Origin of the sequence: Mesorhizobium sp. YC-39, from assembly GCF_025753795.1 — a bacterium.
Lineage (GTDB): Bacteria > Pseudomonadota > Alphaproteobacteria > Rhizobiales > Rhizobiaceae > Mesorhizobium.
This window is the reverse complement of the sequence record NZ_JAOWPS010000011.1, coordinates 1-17,714: the sequence shown is the minus strand read 5'-3', so window position 1 is coordinate 17,714 and position 17,714 is coordinate 1. Positions and strand designations below refer to the sequence as shown.

Below are 17,714 nucleotides of genomic sequence, written 5' to 3'. Positions count from 1 at the left end.
TCAGGCCACCTTGGCGCGCCTCGCCAGCGTTGTGGCCGAGGCCTCCAGCCACGCGCAGAAGGACTCCATGCCTTGACCGCTGCGGGCGGAGACGACCAGCGTCCGCAGCCGCGGATTGACGCGCAGCGCATTGGCGATGCAGAGCCCGACATTGAAATCGAGATGCGGAAGCAGGTCCGACTTGTTGAGGATCATCAGATCGGAGGCGGCAAAGATGTCAGGATATTTGAGCGGCTTGTCTTCGCCTTCGGTAACCGACAGCACCACCACCTTGTGGGCCTCGCCGAGATCGAAGGCCGCCGGACAAACCAGGTTGCCGACATTCTCGATGAGCAGGATCGAGCCCGGCTCAGGCGCCAGGTCTTGCCTCGCGTGGCCAACCATGTGGGCATCTAGGTGGCAGCCCTTGCCAGTATTGATCTGGATGGCGCGGGCGCCGGTTTCGCGGATGCGGGCGGCGTCGTTGGACGTCTGCTGGTCACCCTCGATGACATTGATCACCACACGATCCCTGAGTTCGCGGATGGCGCGGACCAAAAGGCTCGTCTTTCCGGAGCCGGGGCTCGAGACGATATTCAACGCGAAAATACCGTTCTGCAGGAAGAAGGCCCGATTTTCTGCGGCATAGCCGTCGTTCTTGGAGAGAATATCCTTTTCCACCTGGATAATCCGATCCTGGCTCATGCCCGGCACATGCACGCCGGCAATGCCCTTGCCGCAGTTGACGCTGCCGTCCTCTGCGTGGTGGTGGTCATGCTGATCCGGGAAATGGTGGGCATCATGATCATGATGATGGTGGTGATGATCCTGATCGTGACTATGCGCGCCGGCATGGCCAGGAGCCTCGGCCCTGCTTTTGTCACCTCCAATCACTGCCGTTGCGCAGCCGCATACCGTACACATTCAGATGACCTCCATGTCCTTGATCTTCAATTCGTCGCCCGCCGTCATCTGCACCCGAAGCCGGCCGCAGTCCGGACAGGCTCCGAACCGCTCCTCGAGCGCCACCGTCTTTGTGCAATCGAGGCACCAGCCTTCGCCAGCGATGCGATTGATCTCAAGTGCCGCGTTTTCCGCGATCGTGCCATGCCGCGCCGCTTCGTAGCAGAACACCAGCGCATCCGGACTGACATGGCTCAAGACTCCGACATCAAGACGAACGGACTTGACCGTGCTCGCGCCGTTCTGCCGCGCCGTCTCGCAGACGATCTCGATCACACTCTCCATCAACGACATCTCATGCATAAGCAGCCTCGCGAACGCCGATCTCGAACGCCACGCAGGGATCAAACAACGTGGCCAGCCTGGATACCGACCGGGCGGCCGACCCTCCCACGCCGATCCGCGATGCCAGCAGGGTTTCGACGAATGGACCCGCCGGATGAAAATTCCATTCGGTCGGAGCGAGTATGCGGTAGGCGCAAAGATGCCCGTCCATGCCGATCTCGGCCAGGTGGTAGAGCCTGCCGCGCGCGCACTCCACGGCACCATAGCCGCCGGCGCCGGGCGTCGGTCCGCCGCCCATCAGTGAGGAACACGCATCCGTGTCCTGCTGGTCGAGATTAGAGAGCTGCTGCAGGCAAAGGCGAACGTCGTTAATGCGCGCCAGGAAGCGCTCGGCCAGATGCGGGCCTTCGGGCATGCCGGCGCTGCTTAGCCGGGCATAGGCCCCGGTCTCGACCACACGGCCGGCCAGATACGGCAGGCTGGCATAACCCGCCTCACGGCTGAGATGGGCGATAACCTCTGCATCGTCCGCAACCGTCAGCGGGTTGGGCCGCCGGCTGACGAAAATCCGGTCACGATCGATATTGCCGAGGATTGCTGCGTAGGCTGTATCCCGCGGCGGCTGACCTTCACCGTCGGGAATGCCAAGGGCGGCAGCCGCAGCGGAAAGCCGCGCCGCTGGTTCGGCCACGAATGCGCAATTGGCGATCTTTGCCTTCGCACCAGCAATAATCGCCTGCGAAGCGGCCAGCGCCTCGCGCAGATATTTGCCTGCCAAGGCGACGATGCCGGCGGGTAGCGGCAAAGGCCAGTGCAGGATCAGTGCTCTCAATGTCTCGAAGATACGCTCCGCAAGCAATTTGGCGGTGGCAGCGAACCGCTCCTCGCCGCGCATCGGCAGGTCAGCCGCATTCAGCACCGCAAGCCGCGCTGCCACTGATTGCGCAACACCACAGAGCGAAAAAACCTGACCGGCAAGCACTGGCGCCTCTTCGGGGCGGCGGCCGACGAACAGGCGTGCCAGTCCCTGCGGGCGGTTGGACTTTATCTCCACGCAACAGGCCAGCGCCCGCGACACCGTCACGTCGATCCGGATCGAGCCCGCACCGAAGGTCATTGCGCCAACTTCTGCTGCTTGCGGAAATTCCCCCTCAGCAGGTCGCGGCGTTTGACGTTGGTCGACGGGACCGACGCCGGCGTAAGTGCAGCCGGGTCGAAGAAGGCGCGGACGGCCTCCACCGCGGTCTCCAGCGTTGCTTCCATCGTCCCAAACGCGAAGACCGGCGAAAACAGCGAGCAGGAAGCAACCCGGCCGATCGCATCGAGCTCACCGGCGATGAACTCGACCTCGGCTACGGGGAGACCGAAGCGGACGGTCGTTCCTACGGCAACCGGAGCCGATTGCACACTACCGGGAATATCTGCCGCCACCAGGTTCATGAACCACGGCGTTGTAATGATCCCGAGGGCTCTCTCGCCATAAATCCGGAAGCCGGTCGCCTTGATGCGGAGGGCGGGATTGCAGCGCGGCACGTCCTGCATGGCGGTTGCATGAATGTGGCGATAGCACATCTCGGCCGGATTGATTTCCGTGCGTTCCGCCGCGTCAGCGTGCATCGCCGAGCCTCATGAACTTCGATTGCAGGGCGTCACAGTTGGGACAGCGCCAGACCTTGGGCAGGGCGGAAAACGGCACGCCGGGCGGGATCTGCCAGACCGGGTCGCCTTGCGCGGGATCATAGACATGCCAGCAGATGCCGCACTCCATCTTGTCGTCATCGGACGCCGGATCGCACTTGCCGAAGTTTTCGAAGCTCGTCATTTGAAATAGACCTCTTCGATGTCGCGCAGCCGGGCTTCCGAACCCCTGAAATCCTCTTCGGCAGCGATGACGACGGACGGGATGTCGGCAACCTCCAGCGTATCGAGAATGATCGTGTCCATGGCGTTGTAGAACTGCACCGACCAGACGTTGCGGACGCCGGCCGCCACGACCCGACATGTGCCATAGCCGCGCGAGGTGAACTTTACCGGCCCGGTGCCGAGCGTCGCCTGCAGGAAACCCATGTCCTGTGAGCTCATCGGAAAGAGCGAGAAGTTGATGATATCAGCAGGATCGCCGTCGCTATAGCGGCCGATGCGGTCGCCGATCTCGGTCAGCACCGGCATGACATTCATGGCGCCTGCCGGCGCCGGTCCGTGGGAAATCGATGCCGGCAGTGCCGAACAGGCCTGACGTACGGCTGCGGGAATCGACGCGACCTCGATATAGTCAGCAAGCAGCCGGCTATCCGGGTCGGTGAAACGGATGCGCCAGACGCCGGCCATCACCGCTTCCTGGATCTGCGCCAGGATGCCGGACGGCAGCGCGGCAATTCCCGCAACTTCGCCTTCGCCGAGGGTCTGGGTGATCAGCTCCCTTTCGTCATCCGGAAAATCGGTAATGTCGAACAGGCGGCCCGGCTGGTCAGCCGTCTGCACGGCGAGCGCATCGGCGAGTTGCGGCAGCAGCATCGCCGTCCGGCGACAGCAGCGGATCATCTCCTCGGCGCTGCTGGTCGCGAGATAATTGAGCTTGCGGCTCTGCGGCGGCTCCGCGCCGATCGGCATGACCGTCATCGCCGCATCGGCGCCCTCGGGGGCGACCCAGAAACCTGCTTTCATGGGGCGATCTGGTTGCCGGCATGGGTGATCTCGACCTTCGACCCGCCGGATGCCGCCATGACCGGCGCATCCGCAGATAACCAGTTGCCGATCTTCTCCATATATTCCGACCAGTCGCGGATCTTGCCGATCACGCCAAGCGGCTGGGCTCCGCGCGTGACAACGAGGCTTGGCATGACCACGACATTGAACCGCGGCTTGAGCTTGTCTTCGGCGGCGCGTAGCACGATGGCGCCCCGCACCCGTCCCGGGAACGCCCGTAGGAGTTCGGGAAGAACGACGGCGACGTCGTCGGCTTCAGGTCGCAGCGCAGGATCGCCGGTGAAAAACAGGATGGCATATTCCGCTTCGTCCGCGGCCGGCGCCAGGAAGGTGTCGATGCTCGCTTCGTCGACGATGGGCAGTCGCATCTGCTCGCGCAAGACGCGGACCAGGTAAGAGGGCATTGTCTCCTCCAGAAATCAGCTTGCAGAACGTTCTTGGGAGTTGAGCAGCAAGCGGTGTGCCAGATCCGGGGAGTCCATTGATCTGCAAGGAGAGTTTCCAGCCCGGTTGCTCGCGTCGAATTGCTGGAATCCCGGTTTCCAGATGCGGCCACTATTCTCTCACCCCTCACGTAGATGCGCGGGCAATTCCGGCTCGCGGGCGATGAGATCGGCAAACAAGGCTTCGAAGGGCCGGCCTTCGACAGCTTCCGCCAGACCCGCAAGGGCATCATCGATGGCTTGCGCCTCATCACCCTCAAGGACGCGAATGGCCGAGCCCAGATGGGTCAATAGATATGTGCCTGGCAGCTGCGCGCCGACCAACATCATCGACACGGAAGAAATCGTACCATGACGCTCGCATTGGGCCACGCCCTCATCGCCGGTGACGACCCGCATCGGAAGACCTATGCACATGGCGTTGTCTCTTTTCTGTCATTCAAGCTACGAAATCGGGAACCGTGTGGACAGCGCCCACACGGCAGGCCTCCGCCTTGGGAGCGAAATATCAAGCGGCCAGCAGCGCGGCCCCTGTTAGGGCGACGGCAGCTCCGGCAACCTGGCCAGACGCTCTGCCCGGGCCTTGCAGAAATCTAAGCGACGCGAGCGCGATGCCGCCCGCATGCAGCATGCGGCCGGGAAGCCCGTGACATAGCCCGCGGCATGCGACATGGCAGGCGTTTCTGAACCATGGGCATGACCCGTGGAAGAGTGCGCATACCCCACGATCCCCGCCACCGGCGCCCGAACCTTGACTTCGAAGGCGACGAGCAGGCCGAGCACCGCTACGGTGAGGGCAATCCCCGTTTCCACCATCGGCAGCGGCAGGCCGTAGTCATGACGATGACGAAGGCACAATCCAGCTGTCCCTGCCGCCGAGCGTGCCGGGCCGGAAGCCGACCGCGACGGCGGCAAGGATATGGTGGAGGCCGCTCAAAGGATGGCCGAGACCGGCAAGCGTGCCATCCGCATGAAGTCCGGTAAGGGCATTGGCGACGCCCGGCACGCCAGGGCCGCGCATGCAGCCAATATTCTCCGAAACTTCATGGGAGCCTCCTCAGGTGATCAATGCGGCTGGCGCTGTTCGTAATTGTCAAAATCCAGATCGTTGCCGAGGAGCGAGGGGACGATGCCGCCGCTCCGCGCTCTTGCCTCGATGCCCCATCCCTTGAGAATGGCGACCGCCGTCCGGATCGCTTCGGGGATGACCGCCTTCACCGGCTCCGTCAGCGGCCCGCCCCAATCCTCGAGATCGACCGGCTGGCAGCCGATCAACGCCAGCTTTTCCGGATAATGGCCGAGCAGGTCGGCGGCGCTCAGCACTTCCTGGAATCCGGTCTGGTGCAGGCTCATCTTCCTGGCGCCGGTGAATTTCGGCACTTCGTCGTTTTCGACGATCTTCAGCGTGCCCGGGCTGAGCCCGTAGTCGATGGCATCGAAGACGATGAGATAATCGGTTTCCATCACGAACTGCACGAGATAGAGCCCTTGCGTCCCGCCGTCGAGGACGGTGACATTATCCGACACCGAATAGGATTGATGAAAGGCTTCGACCACGCGTACGCCAAACCCCTCGTCGGCCCACAGGATGTTGCCGATGCCGAGGACCAGCACCCGGGGCTGTGTCGAAGACAGTTGTTTGCGCATCTAGTCCTCGAGGTCCTTGAACATGCGCTCGCCCGAGATCATCGACGAGATGATGCTCTGCCGGCTCATGATGTCCTCACGCACAGCCACATAGATATGGATCATTGTGAAAACCAGGATCACCCACATGCCGAGATGGTGGAAGGTGTGGACGTCCTGGCTGTTCGGCCAGATCGAGAACAACCAGCCGAACAGGCTGTATTCCCAGCTGTCGCGGCCAGTGCCCTCGCTGTAGAGCGCAAAGCCGGTGATGACCATGAACAACAGCGGCAGCGTGAACATCAGGAACATGGCGGACTGGGCAAGCGGTTTGTGACCGACATATTTTTTCGGCTTGCTGATAAGGAAGGCATACCAGCGCACTTCATGCACGCATTCCTTCCAGAACCGGCCGCTCCAGACCGGGACGTAGAAGATCTGTCGGGCATCGACATTGCCGACGAACACCCAGTAGATTCTCAGGATCAGGGCTATGGCCAGGATCTGTCCGGCGGCGAAATGGTTGAAGCGGATATATCCCATCAGAAAGTTGGCGCTGGCCTCCCCCGGCATCGACAGCAGTGGGCTGCCGATTAAGTAGCCGGTCAGCGCAAGCGTGAGGATGGAGAAGGCGTTGATCCAGTGCCAGAGACGCACCGGCGCCTCGTAGACATAGACGCTCTGGCGCTCCACGGCTCTTTCGCCGTGTGCGTCCAAGGTTGCAAGCGGGTCGAAAAGGCTCATCGCATATCCCTCCTCATCTCATCTGCACTTTTGCCATTTCCTGCCCGTCCGGGCTCATGACATGCGTGGAGCATGCAAGGCACGGATCGAAGGAATGGATTATCCGGAGTATTTCCAGCGGCTGGGTGGGATCTGACATCGGGGTATCCACCAACGAGGCTTCGAACGCGCCGATACCGCCTTTCGGATCGCGAGGGCTGGCGTTCCAGGTGGTCGGCACGACGCATTGGTAGTTGTCGATCTTGCCGTCCTTGATCTTGATCCAGTGGGCGAGCGCGCCGCGCGGCGCTTCGGTGAAGCCGACGCCCTTGACTTCCTTCGGCCAGGTCTGCGGTTTCCATTGGTCGACGAAAGCGGTCGCGCTGTCGCCAGCCTTGATATTGGCGACCAGCTTGTCGAAGAAATAGCGCATCTGGCGGCCCGCCCATTCGGAGTCTAGGGCGCGCGCCGCGGTGCGGCCGAGCGTGGAGAAGAGCGCCGACATCGGAAGACCGAGATCTTTCAGCACCTTCTCGATCGGCTCCTTGAATTCAGGCTTGCCCTGCGCATAGCCGACGACCCAGCGGGCGAGGGGGCCTACCTCCATGGCGTGTCCGCGCCAGCGCGGCGCCTTGATCCATGAATATTTGCCACCTTCGTCCAGTTCCTGGATGTTGGTCTTGGTGCCCTTGGCATTGGGGCCTAGTTCGTAATGCGGCTCGGTGACGCCATCCCAGGGGTGCAGGCCCTTGGCCTCGTCCGGATACTTGTACCAGGAATGGATGACGAATTCCTGGATTTGCTCCGGATCGGCGAGGTCGACCGGCAGGATGTCGGCAAGATTACCGTTGATGATCGCGCCGCGCGGCAGTTTCAGGCTCGCCTCCGAATAATCGTTGGCATGTTCCGGCACATCGCCATAGGCGAGCACGTTCTTGCCCGAAAGGCCGCCGCCAAAGAGCCAGTCCTTGTAGAATGAGCCGATCGCCATGACGTCGGGCACATAGACCTTTTCGTTGAACTCGATCAGCTGGTCTATGATCGACGACACATGGTTTAGGCGCTCGATGTTGATCGCACCGACCGCGCCGGTTCCATCGATGTTGATGGGACAGGGCACTCCGCCGACCAGCCAGTTCGGATGCGGATTCTTGCCGCCGAAGATCGTATGGATCTTGACGATCTCCTTCTGGAAATCCAGCGCCTCGAGATAGTGCGCGACGGCCATCAGGTTGGCTTCCGGCGGCAGCTTATAGGAGGCGTTGCCCCAATAGCCGTTCTTGAATGGACCGAGTTGGCCGGATTCAACGAATTTCTTGAGCCGGGTCTGGATGTCCTTGAAATAGCCGGGCGAGGAGAGCGCCCAGTCGGACACCGACTGGGCCAGCTGAGACGTCGCCTTCGGATCGGCCTTGAGCGCGCAGACGACATCCACCCAGTCAAGCGCATGCAGGTGATAGAAATGCACCACGTGGTCATGCACCTGCAGCGCAAGCTGCATCAGGTTGCGGATCGAATTGGCGTTTTCCGGGATGGTGATGCCAAGCGCATTCTCGACCGCGCGCACGGAGGTCAGCGCATGCGCGCCCGTGCAGACGCCGCAGATCCGCTCGGTGAAGGCCCAGGCGTCGCGCGGATCGCGGTTCTTGAGGATGACTTCGATGCCGCGCCACATCGTGCCAGTGGACACCGCGTTGCGGATGACGTTGTTGGCGTCGACATTGACCTCGACCCGCATATGGCCTTCGATACGGGTGACGGGATCGACCACGATGCGTTTGCCGGAATTGTCGAGCGTGAAGCCGTTGGGCGTTTGGATTGACATAATGGTGTTCCCTGCCCAGAGTTTTAAACGTCGGTTTTTTCGCGCTTGGCGGTGACGCGCTTGACGGCGGTGATCGCGGCGTGGGCCGCGATCGCTCCGCCGACGACGCCGGCTACCGTCATGCCGACCCGGTCGGCATTGGCCTCGATGCCGAACTGGTTGATCGTGGCCAGGCGGTCATAGAAGCTGCCCTTGTCCCAGAACCCATCCTCGGAGCAGCCGATGCAGCCGTGACCGGACTGGATCGGGAAGGAGACGCCGCCGTTCCACCGCACCGTCGAGCAGGCATTGTAGGTGGTCGGGCCCCTGCAACCCATCTTGTAGAGACAGTAGCCGTTGCGTGCTCCCTCGTCGTCCCATTCCTCGACGAACTGGCCGGCGTCGAAATGCGGCCGGCGGTAGCATTTGTCGTGGATGCGCTGCGAATAGAACATCTTCGGCCGGCCCTGCCGATCGAGCTCGGGCAATCGGCCGAAGGTGGTGATGAAGGTGACGACGCCGGTCATCACTTCGGCGATCGGCGGACAGCCCGGGACCTTGATGATCGGCTTGTCGCGGATCACCTTGTCGATCGGCGTTGCCTGGGTCGGGTTGGGCTTTGCGGCCTGGACGCAGCCCCAGGAGGCGCAGGCGCCCCAGGCGATGATCGCCATGGCGTCTTCGGCCACATATTTGAGTTTCTCGACGAAGGGTCGGCCGCCGTCGATGCAGAACATGCCGTCCTCATTGAGCGGCGGATTGCCCTCGACGGCGAGGATGTACTTGCCCTTGTATTTCTGCTTCGTCTCTTCGAGGGTGGCCTCGGCCTGATGGCCGGCTGCGACCATGATCGTGTCGTCATAATCGAGCGAGATCATCGAAAGGACCACGTCCTTGACCAGCGGATGGGCCGAGCGGATGAAGCTCTCCGAGCAGCAGGTGCATTCGAGGCCGTGCATCCAGATGACAGGAACCCGTTCCTTGGTTTCGAGTGCCTCGGCCATCGCCGTTTTCGCGTCCGGGCCAAAACCCAGGCTCGCCGCCGTCAGGCTACAGAATTTGATGAAGCTGCGTCGGGTAATCCCCTGACGGCGAATGACATCATAAAAGGTTTCTGTTTTGCGCATCGTGCTCCTCGCAAGAAGCGGGCCAGTTTGAAAGCCGGTGCCGAACTCCAGACTCAAGCTCGTTAAGCGCCAAATGTACGGCCGAGGAAAACTCGACCTACTCCAGGCGCGCGTCATCGGCGCTGCGTAGGAGCCAATTTTGCACGCCGATTCACAGATCCAAACACGAAACGCGGTCCGAAGGCAACAAACTCAGAGATTTGGACAAAAGACTGCCAGCCTGGAGGTCTTTTTTCGAGATCGGCAACGGACGCTTGGTGGATGTCCCTGAAGTCGTTAGCGACACGATGTTGCTTCCGCCCTTTAGGGTATTAACATAGTTTAGATATGATTGCGATATAGGCGCCGTCGAGGTGATAAGTATGTCGTCGTCCTTAGCAAGCTATATCATTCTTTTTGCTTTCGCTGCATTATTCTGCAAATACTTGTCAGACAACGAGGGAACTGCTGTGGCCATGGCGTCGGAGCCAACATTTCCTAGTACTAACGCGGTCATCTTTTCTACCTTATGATCGGCTGGCCAACGTGTCCGGAAGTGATTGGCTTTCTGCTACCCACCAGTCAATGCAGGCGTCAGCAAGGATATCAATCGGGTCGACAATATCATTGTCGTAAGCGAGGTCTCCGCAGATCGCTGATAGTTCACTGCAACCAAGAATAATTTTGTCAGGTTCGAAAGATCGTACGGCTTGAACAAGCCTCGTTAGATTGTCCTGTGCATTTGCCATGTCGCCTGACTTGACGTCAGATATGATCTTGATGGTGTCTTTCTGAAGTGTCGGGTTGCTGCGATAAAATTCTTTGCCGAAGTCGCTCTCAGTTTGTCCGGCGTAAAGCCCGTTGTGCATTGACGCGCTCGTTCCGATGGAAATTGAGCGAAGGTTGCGTGCTTCGCTGCCACGCGTGTCCTCTATGGCTTGTCTTGTTATCTCTACCATATCAATCAATTTTACTGACAGCGCTTGTTTAATCTCTGTGGCCCAGAGATGTGCAGTATTGCAGGGGATAGCGATTGCTCCGCATCCAACTTTCTCTAGCCAATACGCGCGTTCCAAAATTTGCCGCAAGGGGGCGTCGCTGCCGACTAAAATTGCCTGCGAACGATCAGGGATATTGGGAACCGATAGACAAATAAACGGGATGTGATCCTGGTCTCTTTCAACGCGGCTTTTGCGAGCCAGAATCTCCAAGAATTTAGCAGTCGCAAAGCTTCCCATTCCGCCGACCACTCCAAGTGGTTTTCGTTGACCAAGTAGTCCGGGAGATGGGGGCGGGATGGCGTCGATCATCAAAAAATTCCTATTGTTGAGGTTTTGCGCCACCGATCGTCTGTGAGGCGGGGCATCCGCGGTCGCGTGTTCTCAATAGCGAAATGTTCTCTACCTGCTCCGCCGCCGTCTGCGGGATGCCCGGCATCGGTTTAGCTATAACGACGCGGATCCGACTTGTTGACGCACGACGAGCGCATCAAAAATCGTACCACCTTCGCAAAAATAGCCCTGGGTAAGTTTTGATATTAAGATCAGATAGTTAAGCCAGAGCGCGGACGAAATTGGGCCAAACGCCACTATGTAGCAGGCGCGACAAACCCGACAGGGCATGTGGAGACAGCGCCAATGCCGGAATTTTTGCCTAGGACTCGGCAATTGAACCGGCCCGCAACGTGGCTTGCAGGAATGCTTCGATGTGCGCGCCTAAAAGGTGTACCTGGTGCCGTAGGGCTCCGCGATGGCGAACGACTGGAGGCTCAGCGGTGCAAATACAGGAGATCGGCGGTCTCACATGAGCGCGCGCCGCCGCAAGGTGGCGGCTCTATCCACCTTGGGGCCTCGGAAGATTTCGGGGAGCCGATTTGAGCGAGGGATCAGACTTCCTCGTAGTCGCCGCGATCGACGCGGATATAGCCGCCGGCGCCCAGCGCCTCGGGCGTCATGACCTCGGGGGCGTCGACTTCAGGTAGGGTCTGGAAAGCACTCGCCCAGTCGTTCTCGAATATCTTGGTAAAATATGCGGCGATGCCCGGATGGGTCAGCCAGACACCTGCTTCGCGGTTTCTGGAGACTGCGGCGTCTGACCAGTTCTGCGAGCTGATGAGAATACTGTCGCCGTCGACGATCACCATCTTGTTGTGGCAGTGCACGAACTCGTCGGTGTTGATGTAGCGGATGTTTTCGGCGATGTTCAGACCGTAGTTGGCGGCGAGGTTTTCGAGGTTCTTCTTCTCCTTCGCGACGTCGCTCTTGCTAAACAGCTTCCCGAGCACGATTCGGACGTCGAGTTCGGGCGCCGCGTTGCGCGCCTCGGCGATTGCGGCAAGCAGCCTGGCGACCAGCGGCTGGGAGGATCTGATATACTGCTGTTCGATGAGGACGGATTTGCGGGCCTTCGCAATCAGACCGGGCACGACGTCCATGTAGTTGTCGGGACTCAGCACCGGTTGGATTGTGAGCGGCGCGTCGAGGTCGAAGGTTTCGCTTGTAAAGAGCTGCTCGGGTTTGCGTGCCGGCGCGCGCTCGACCAGGAAAAACTCGTCCTCGACCGGACGGCGCAGCATCTCAGGTACGGCATCGACAAGGGCCATGTCGGCTTCCAGAATGCCGGCAAAGAAACCGCTAAGCTCTCTCGATCTGATGGCAAGGCCCGTATCGCGGTTTCCCGGACGGAAGACCCCGCCGGAGGCACCATCCTCGACGTTCATCGGAATGCTGTTGACGCTGTAGTTTCCGCTTTGGACCAGGACCCATTCGTTGTCGATTACGATCACCTTCTCGTGCGAGGAACTGAACACATGGACGGTGGGATTGGCACAGGAGGGGGCCGAGACGCCGCGCGCGCCCATCTGCACCAGGCGGTCGAAAATGTCGCTCTCGGTCCTACTGTCGATGTCGAGCATCAGCGAGACCTTCACCTTGCGGGCCATCGCGGCAAGAAGCAGGTCCTCCATGTAGGATGCCGTAAAATCGTAGATGCCGACGAGGATCGATTCCTTCGCGGCGTCGATCAGTCGCTTCGTCACCGCGAAGGTCGAGTCCGGCGAGGCGTAGGCGATGATTTGCTCGCTGAGATCGAAGGCTGGAACATCGCGCGCCTGGTAACCCTCGAGGTGACAGCTGCGGCCGACCATTTCGGGGACCGCGATCGCGATGGTCGGTTGAGTGCCGACGGCCTGTGCGGTGGCGAGCGTCGGGATGCGGGTCTTCAGAACATAGGTCGGCATGAATTCCCCTTTTGCGGCTATTGCGGTTCGAACGGTTCGGCCTTCTGGACGACGAGCGGCACGTCGACGTCGTTTCCCTGGTGATTGATCGTCAGCGATTCAGGCAGCTTCACCGCCGCGCCGGGCTGCGTGTAGGCGACCACCACCCAACCCGACCGGCCGTATGGCTCGCCTTTTTCGACTCCGACCGCATGCGCGCCGATTTTTGCAAGATCATCGGCGTGCCTTTGTCGTGCGCTGTTGGCCTCGTCGAGCGTCGCCACGATGCCTCCGTCAGAATGCGAATTTCAGGGCGTCCAGCACGGTACGGATGGGCGTGAAGACGCTGCCCTTGGGCGATCCCGCGAAATGCAGGCCGACGATAGCGCCTGTGTCTGCCGCAACGACTAGCGCGCCGGAATCGCCGCCGCCGGTATAAGTGTCGCACAGGACCTGGCCAATGAAGCCGACGACACCGACGCCTTCATAGCGAACGAGCACCCGGAAATCGACGTCGCGTACGACCGATTGCGTATCCCCGGTCGTGCGGCCGCGCTTCTTGACCGCCATGTCGCGCATGGGTGTGGCCACCTTCAGCGGCGTCGCAGCGCCCCAGATTTCGTTGTCGATGTCCGCCAGATGGTCGGGATCTATCTCTGCTAGTGCGGCATCAACGGTATTCGTGAAGCTATCGCCAACCGTGAAGGGCGAAAAGGCGCTCAACGTCGCGATGATATCGGCTGGCTCCGCCCCGCCATCAGCAGGTCCCGGATAGAGGATCGGATCTCCGGCGGCCGCCAGTCCCGACTTGGCCAGAACGTGCGAGTTGCTCAGCAGAAACAGCTTGCGTTCCTTGCGCACGATCGCCCCAAGCGTCCCTGCTGTCACATCCTTGTGCCCTACGCTGAAACCACTCTGCAATGGCGATTGCTTAGCATTCTCCTGTGGAACGATGTCGCCGATTTCCACGATGTCGGTGTAGATCGCCCGGCCGTTCGCCGCCGCCATGACCGGCGGGAGGATCTGATCGGGGCGCAGGTCGCTCATTGCCAGCTTCTGCCGGACATAAAAGACGATCCCGAGGTCATCCCTGCGTTCGCCGTCCGTCACCTTCCGCGCGATGCCGGCGCCGACGACGTTGTCGTCCTCGAAAATCGTGCGGACGCGTTGATAATGCTGAAGCGTCGTAGGGCTCAGCGATTCCGGCTCCGCAATTTCGGGAGCGGTCACGCGATCCAGAATGTCGAGTAAGGTCCTCGGTGTCGCCATGCTCACGTCCCCCCAAGCAAATGCATCTTATGCATGGATTTGTGTCACCCCGATGAATTTTTACCGCGGAGACCGTCGCGTTGCAGAGAAAATACTTCATTCGAACGGGAAGTTTATTGTAGCGCCCGGACTTGCAGTACCCGATCGCTTGATCAGCAAGCTCCCACAAGCTCCCAATGGGTGGTGGTACGATTGCTGATCCGCCTCGCGCGGCCCGACGTTTTCGGCTATTTCCTGACGCAGCTTTGGTCCTTTGATGAGACGGCGGCCGAGCGCGGTGACAAAGGCGTCGCGCAAACCTGAAACGGTTGCCGTATGGCGTCGGTCCTCGGTCCTCGACTAATTGGCGGAGATGTACAGGGATTTCCTGAGGGCTTAATCTCGACCGCGCAAGACCGGCTGCGGCTGAGGAGGGGAGGGCGCTTGTCCCTGCGCTTTGGTACTGCCGCCCATCGGGGCCGGCGCGACGTCAAGTCCAAGGGCTTCCTGGGGCTTCCTCCCACGCGGTGCCGACCTTCTTCCCGAAGAGCCTCTTTGTCTGAAGACCGATGCGCGGGCGTGGATGGATCAAGGCGTTGCGTCAGGACGACGCCCGGCAGGTGCGTGCGCGCATTGCCGAACTGGAGCGCGACCTCATCGCAACCACACCTCAGGGACGCCATCGACGTTTCGAAGCCGGACATGAGCTTCGCAATGCTAAGTTCCGCCTGGCACGTCTCGAGCAATGCATCGCCGAAATACCGGAGAAATGTAGGCGCTAGCGTTAAATTCGCCGCTACTCAATCCCTGCCGCGCGGTCGGCTGGGAACAGATGCAGACTGCACGGTTAACTCGTCGCCGCGCGTCCGAAGCACATAGTGTGGGGCGTCGATAGTCGCGCTCTTCCCGGCGCCTGAATTCCCGAAGATCACCGACAGTTTGCCGTCGCGCGACGAGCCGTTTTGGACCTATCACTAAGCGCGAGACTGTGGGGAAGGTCAGCCCGCCCGCCGCAAATCCTGATGCCGCGTCCGAGCTGCGCTGAGCAGGCAGGTCTCGTCGCTAATTCCGTCCTGGAAAAGTCGAACCAGCTCAGAGGCAATATTCTCGGCTTCCGGTGACCCTGGCTGGATATGGCTCTCTTGGCAAAGCTGGTCGAAAACCGACTTGAGGCTTTGCAAATCACTCGGATAGAGGGCTGGGTCAAGGTTGGGACGATCGATCATCTGGGCCTCCCGCGGGCTGAGATCTTGAACGACACAGAGGGCGGCGACGAGGAAACCCGCCGACACGCGAAAATGACCCCGCCGAAAGGGATTGTCATTAAAAAAAGTTGTCGGGTGACGGCTTGGTGCAGTCTTGACATCCCGATGTAGGTGGCCACGGATGCCTATGGTCCCGTCTGCGAGGAAGCGCGGCACAGGTTCGCCGTTCACGAAACAGGGGAGGCTGCGGTCATCGAGACGTTCAACGCCTCCACCACGGCGGGGCGGACCTGCACGACGCTTTTTGCGTGCGTTGTGTTCTTTGAGGAGGATTACAAGTAGTTCGGATCCGCGCCCGGTCGCAGCTCGTCTATGTCTTTGTAAGGATGGCTTCTACCTTCTTTTGCATCGAGATTGTCGTGCTGTAATACGGCCAAATGTAAGGCCCGCCAGCGCCTTGATTCAGGTCTTGATTGATTGACGTATATCCGGTGATGGCTGGCGGAGTGGACTGATTGGTTACAAGCAGTTGGAGGGCCGTGATAGGCTTATTGCCTGTTTCGCCGATTTTCCAGACCATGTAAATGTACTTCCCGCCTGCTCCTTGTTTGAGGTCTTGGCCCGTCCATTGCCAACCAGAAGGCGGATTCGATTGCTGTTCATTGTATGCAACGAAGTTGATCGATGTCACAGGATTGCTGTCGCCAAGAATATAGCCGATGTAGATGTACTTCCCTCCCACGCCTGTATTCGTGTCGGTGGGCAGGAAATCCCAAGGCGGCTGGTATTTTGGCCCAACACTGTCATCGACGTGATTCGTCAATTGCTGAATCGGCACGGCCATTTTTGGCACTCCAGTTTGTTTTGAATAACGGGGCAGAGCTTGACCCTTCCGCTGGAGCAGCACGGACCCTTGGTTCGCGCGAGAGCGACTGTCGATCAGCAAGTCTCACGCCAATCAAAACTATTATTCTGGAACAATGGGTTAACTCTGGGTGGCGTGTCCCATGTCGGACATTGTCAAATATCCCACAGCTTGGGCCTTTGGTGCCGTTCACCCAATTCGACATAAGACGACTACGCCGCGATCTCCCAGAGATGCCTGCGGCCATCGGCCGTGCCAGCATGTCTGACCCCGTCGGCTTTCGATAACTGGTCGCTTCCTCCGGCCATATCGATGGGCAGAAACCGACGTCAGCCCCTGAGTCGGTTCTGGAGTGCCTGCCGGTCGGCGACGAGATTGTCGAGGTGCAGCACGGCTGGCTGGTGTCCTTGCGCCAATCGTCTAACCAGAGCCCGCGTGCCGTCGACCATAAAGACGCCGCAATCATAGCTGTTCGGCTGCTGGGCCATGCGGGCTGGCTCGAGGCGAGCGCCCAGCCTTGCTGCGAACTCTGCTGCGGGCTGGTCATTGTACCCGCGGGCGGAGTCGTAGTGATAGGCGACAGGGCTTTCCCGCACACGGCGGTCGACGAGCAACAGCGACCAGTGGTCGCCGGGGCGATCAGGTTGGGCATTGCTTACTGGCATAAACAGGAAGTCAGCTGTATCGTTACCCCTCTGATCATGGACTATGCGCTGGAATGCGCGTAGCGCGAGGATCTCGGCGCCCAAGCGCAGATGATAAAGGGCTACGAGGGGATCCACGAGCCGCGTCCGCGCGGCGAGATCAGGATTGTCCCTCTGCAGATCCTGTGCCAGGAGCGCGTAATCCGCCAAGATATGCTTGTCGGCCAGCCACTCACTGGCGCCGAGCTCCAGCCAGCCGCCATCATGGAGCGAGGCTGCCGGATGCAAAGCTCCGACCTGAGCGTTGGACGGTGGGCGCGGGAGCTCCGGCGCATAATGAGCATCATCCCGCAGCTCCTGCGGAGTGACCGGCAAATGAACCAGCGAGTCAAGGCCGCCGTAGATGTCCGACTGAGCCCTTGGCGTTGCCACTGACGCAGCTTCACTCATCAGCCCGACTTCGGCGTGATGGACGAGCTGAACGTCGGGCGGTGTGCGCGGGAGCCCCGGCGCATAGTGAGCATCATCCCGCAGCTCCTGCGGAGTGACCGGCAAATGAACCAGAGAGTCAAGGCCGCCGTAGATGTCCGACTGAGCCCTCGGGGTGGCCGCTGACGCAGCTTCATTCATCGGCCCGACTTCGGCGTGATGGACGGGCTGAACGTCGGATGGTGGGCGCGGGAGCGCCGGCGCATAGTGGACATCATCCCGCAGCTCCTGCGGAGTGACCGGCAAATGAACCAGAGAGTCAAGGCCGCCGTAGATGTCCGACGGAGCCCTCGGCGTTGCCGCTGACGCAGCTTCACTCATCGGTCCAACTTCGGCGTGATGGATGAGCTGACCGTCGGATGGTAGGCGCGGGAACCCCGGCGCATAGTAAGCATCATCCCGCAGCTCCTG

At 60.4% G+C, this 17,714-nt stretch carries 21 protein-coding genes and 1 pseudogene; all 22 read right to left on the bottom strand.

Annotated elements, in window-relative coordinates:
• Positions 1–903 (bottom strand): hydrogenase nickel incorporation protein HypB, encoded by a 903-nt coding sequence (gene hypB / locus OHD62_RS32680; protein ID WP_263791518.1) that lies wholly within the window; start codon positions 901–903, stop codon positions 1–3.
• Positions 904–1,245, bottom strand: a complete 342-nt coding sequence (gene hypA, locus OHD62_RS32675) for a hydrogenase maturation nickel metallochaperone HypA (RefSeq protein ID WP_263791517.1) — start codon at positions 1,243–1,245, stop codon at positions 904–906.
• Positions 1,238–2,344: a hydrogenase assembly protein HupF gene (locus tag OHD62_RS32670; RefSeq protein WP_263791515.1), complete on the bottom strand. Its 1,107-nt coding sequence runs from the start codon at positions 2,342–2,344 to the stop codon at positions 1,238–1,240. Before OHD62_RS32670 ends, hypA begins: the two co-directional genes overlap by 8 nt.
• Positions 2,341–2,844 carry a [NiFe]-hydrogenase assembly chaperone HybE gene (gene hybE / locus OHD62_RS32665; RefSeq protein WP_263791513.1) on the bottom strand — a complete coding sequence of 168 codons (504 nt, stop codon included), beginning with the start codon at positions 2,842–2,844 and terminating at the stop codon, positions 2,341–2,343. The genes OHD62_RS32670 and hybE overlap by 4 nt, the downstream gene beginning before the upstream one ends.
• Positions 2,834–3,049, bottom strand: coding sequence for a rubredoxin (locus OHD62_RS32660; protein ID WP_006205715.1), 216 nt, complete (start codon positions 3,047–3,049; stop codon positions 2,834–2,836). The genes hybE and OHD62_RS32660 overlap by 11 nt, the downstream gene beginning before the upstream one ends.
• A complete protein-coding gene (locus tag OHD62_RS32655; protein WP_263791511.1) occupies positions 3,046–3,891 on the bottom strand; it encodes a hydrogenase expression/formation protein in 846 nt (281 codons plus the stop codon). Before OHD62_RS32655 ends, OHD62_RS32660 begins: the two co-directional genes overlap by 4 nt.
• The gene (locus OHD62_RS32650) at positions 3,888–4,337 is read right to left on the bottom strand and encodes a hydrogenase accessory protein (protein ID WP_263791510.1); all 450 of its coding nucleotides are present in this window, start codon (positions 4,335–4,337) and stop codon (positions 3,888–3,890) included. The genes OHD62_RS32655 and OHD62_RS32650 overlap by 4 nt, the downstream gene beginning before the upstream one ends.
• A gap of 159 nt (positions 4,338–4,496) precedes the next feature.
• Positions 4,497–4,793, bottom strand: a complete 297-nt coding sequence (locus OHD62_RS32645) for a HypC/HybG/HupF family hydrogenase formation chaperone (RefSeq protein WP_263791508.1) — start codon at positions 4,791–4,793, stop codon at positions 4,497–4,499.
• Positions 4,794–4,910: 117 nt separating this feature from the next.
• Positions 4,911–5,234, bottom strand: a complete 324-nt coding sequence (locus OHD62_RS32640) for a HupE/UreJ family protein (protein WP_263791507.1) — start codon at positions 5,232–5,234, stop codon at positions 4,911–4,913.
• A complete protein-coding gene (locus OHD62_RS32635; protein ID WP_263791506.1) occupies positions 5,212–5,397 on the bottom strand; it encodes a HupE/UreJ family protein in 186 nt (61 codons plus the stop codon). The genes OHD62_RS32640 and OHD62_RS32635 overlap by 23 nt, the downstream gene beginning before the upstream one ends.
• A gap of 44 nt (positions 5,398–5,441) precedes the next feature.
• Positions 5,442–6,023, bottom strand: coding sequence for a HyaD/HybD family hydrogenase maturation endopeptidase (locus tag OHD62_RS32630; protein ID WP_263791505.1), 582 nt, complete (start codon positions 6,021–6,023; stop codon positions 5,442–5,444).
• On the bottom strand, positions 6,024–6,746 hold the full coding sequence (gene cybH, locus OHD62_RS32625; RefSeq protein WP_263791503.1) for a Ni/Fe-hydrogenase, b-type cytochrome subunit: 723 nt from the start codon (positions 6,744–6,746) through the stop codon (positions 6,024–6,026).
• Between the two features lie 13 nt (positions 6,747–6,759).
• Complete coding sequence (locus tag OHD62_RS32620; protein ID WP_263791501.1) at positions 6,760–8,550, bottom strand: nickel-dependent hydrogenase large subunit; 1,791 nt, start codon at positions 8,548–8,550, stop codon at positions 6,760–6,762.
• Between the two features lie 23 nt (positions 8,551–8,573).
• Positions 8,574–9,656: a hydrogenase small subunit gene (locus OHD62_RS32615; RefSeq protein WP_263791499.1), complete on the bottom strand. Its 1,083-nt coding sequence runs from the start codon at positions 9,654–9,656 to the stop codon at positions 8,574–8,576.
• Positions 9,657–10,162: 506 nt separating this feature from the next.
• Positions 10,163–10,945, bottom strand: coding sequence for an aspartate/glutamate racemase family protein (locus tag OHD62_RS32610; RefSeq protein WP_263791498.1), 783 nt, complete (start codon positions 10,943–10,945; stop codon positions 10,163–10,165).
• A 575-nt stretch (positions 10,946–11,520) separates the two neighbouring features.
• The gene (locus OHD62_RS32605) at positions 11,521–12,873 is read right to left on the bottom strand and encodes a phospholipase D-like domain-containing protein (protein ID WP_263791495.1); all 1,353 of its coding nucleotides are present in this window, start codon (positions 12,871–12,873) and stop codon (positions 11,521–11,523) included.
• A 17-nt stretch (positions 12,874–12,890) separates the two neighbouring features.
• A complete protein-coding gene (locus OHD62_RS32600) occupies positions 12,891–13,136 on the bottom strand; it encodes a hypothetical protein (RefSeq protein ID WP_263791493.1) in 246 nt (81 codons plus the stop codon).
• Between the two features lie 10 nt (positions 13,137–13,146).
• Positions 13,147–14,121 (bottom strand): S1 family peptidase, encoded by a 975-nt coding sequence (locus tag OHD62_RS32595; RefSeq protein ID WP_263791492.1) that lies wholly within the window; start codon positions 14,119–14,121, stop codon positions 13,147–13,149.
• 204 nt (positions 14,122–14,325) lie between these two features.
• A pseudogene (locus OHD62_RS35820) lies at positions 14,326–14,412 on the bottom strand (CopG family transcriptional regulator); the annotation flags it as partial.
• A 686-nt stretch (positions 14,413–15,098) separates the two neighbouring features.
• Positions 15,099–15,326, bottom strand: a complete 228-nt coding sequence (locus OHD62_RS32590; RefSeq protein WP_081482278.1) for a hypothetical protein — start codon at positions 15,324–15,326, stop codon at positions 15,099–15,101.
• A 349-nt stretch (positions 15,327–15,675) separates the two neighbouring features.
• Positions 15,676–16,149, bottom strand: coding sequence for a hypothetical protein (locus OHD62_RS32585; protein WP_263791488.1), 474 nt, complete (start codon positions 16,147–16,149; stop codon positions 15,676–15,678).
• Between the two features lie 350 nt (positions 16,150–16,499).
• Positions 16,500–17,714: Ulp1 family isopeptidase (locus OHD62_RS32580; RefSeq protein WP_263791486.1), on the bottom strand; the 1,215-nt coding region annotated here is incomplete at its 5' end.

Bases quoted from the DNA above. Each gene is read 5' to 3' on its own strand.
- hypB (WP_263791518.1), bottom strand. From the start codon at position 903: ATGTGTACGGTATGCGGCTGCGCAACGGCAGTGATTGGAGGTGACAAA.
- hypA (WP_263791517.1), bottom strand. From the start codon at position 1,245: ATGCATGAGATGTCGTTGATGGAGAGTGTGATCGAGATCGTCTGCGAG.
- OHD62_RS32670 (WP_263791515.1), bottom strand. From the start codon at position 2,344: ATGACCTTCGGTGCGGGCTCGATCCGGATCGACGTGACGGTGTCGCGG.
- hybE (WP_263791513.1), bottom strand. From the start codon at position 2,844: ATGCACGCTGACGCGGCGGAACGCACGGAAATCAATCCGGCCGAGATG.
- OHD62_RS32660 (WP_006205715.1), bottom strand. From the start codon at position 3,049: ATGACGAGCTTCGAAAACTTCGGCAAGTGCGATCCGGCGTCCGATGAC.
- OHD62_RS32655 (WP_263791511.1), bottom strand. From the start codon at position 3,891: ATGAAAGCAGGTTTCTGGGTCGCCCCCGAGGGCGCCGATGCGGCGATG.
- OHD62_RS32650 (WP_263791510.1), bottom strand. From the start codon at position 4,337: ATGCCCTCTTACCTGGTCCGCGTCTTGCGCGAGCAGATGCGACTGCCC.
- OHD62_RS32645 (WP_263791508.1), bottom strand. From the start codon at position 4,793: ATGTGCATAGGTCTTCCGATGCGGGTCGTCACCGGCGATGAGGGCGTG.
- OHD62_RS32635 (WP_263791506.1), bottom strand. From the start codon at position 5,397: ATGCGCGGCCCTGGCGTGCCGGGCGTCGCCAATGCCCTTACCGGACTT.
- OHD62_RS32630 (WP_263791505.1), bottom strand. From the start codon at position 6,023: ATGCGCAAACAACTGTCTTCGACACAGCCCCGGGTGCTGGTCCTCGGC.
- cybH (WP_263791503.1), bottom strand. From the start codon at position 6,746: ATGAGCCTTTTCGACCCGCTTGCAACCTTGGACGCACACGGCGAAAGA.
- OHD62_RS32620 (WP_263791501.1), bottom strand. From the start codon at position 8,550: ATGTCAATCCAAACGCCCAACGGCTTCACGCTCGACAATTCCGGCAAA.
- OHD62_RS32615 (WP_263791499.1), bottom strand. From the start codon at position 9,656: ATGCGCAAAACAGAAACCTTTTATGATGTCATTCGCCGTCAGGGGATT.
- OHD62_RS32610 (WP_263791498.1), bottom strand. From the start codon at position 10,945: ATGATCGACGCCATCCCGCCCCCATCTCCCGGACTACTTGGTCAACGA.
- OHD62_RS32605 (WP_263791495.1), bottom strand. From the start codon at position 12,873: ATGCCGACCTATGTTCTGAAGACCCGCATCCCGACGCTCGCCACCGCA.
- OHD62_RS32595 (WP_263791492.1), bottom strand. From the start codon at position 14,121: ATGGCGACACCGAGGACCTTACTCGACATTCTGGATCGCGTGACCGCT.
- OHD62_RS32590 (WP_081482278.1), bottom strand. From the start codon at position 15,326: ATGATCGATCGTCCCAACCTTGACCCAGCCCTCTATCCGAGTGATTTG.
- OHD62_RS32585 (WP_263791488.1), bottom strand. From the start codon at position 16,149: ATGGCCGTGCCGATTCAGCAATTGACGAATCACGTCGATGACAGTGTT.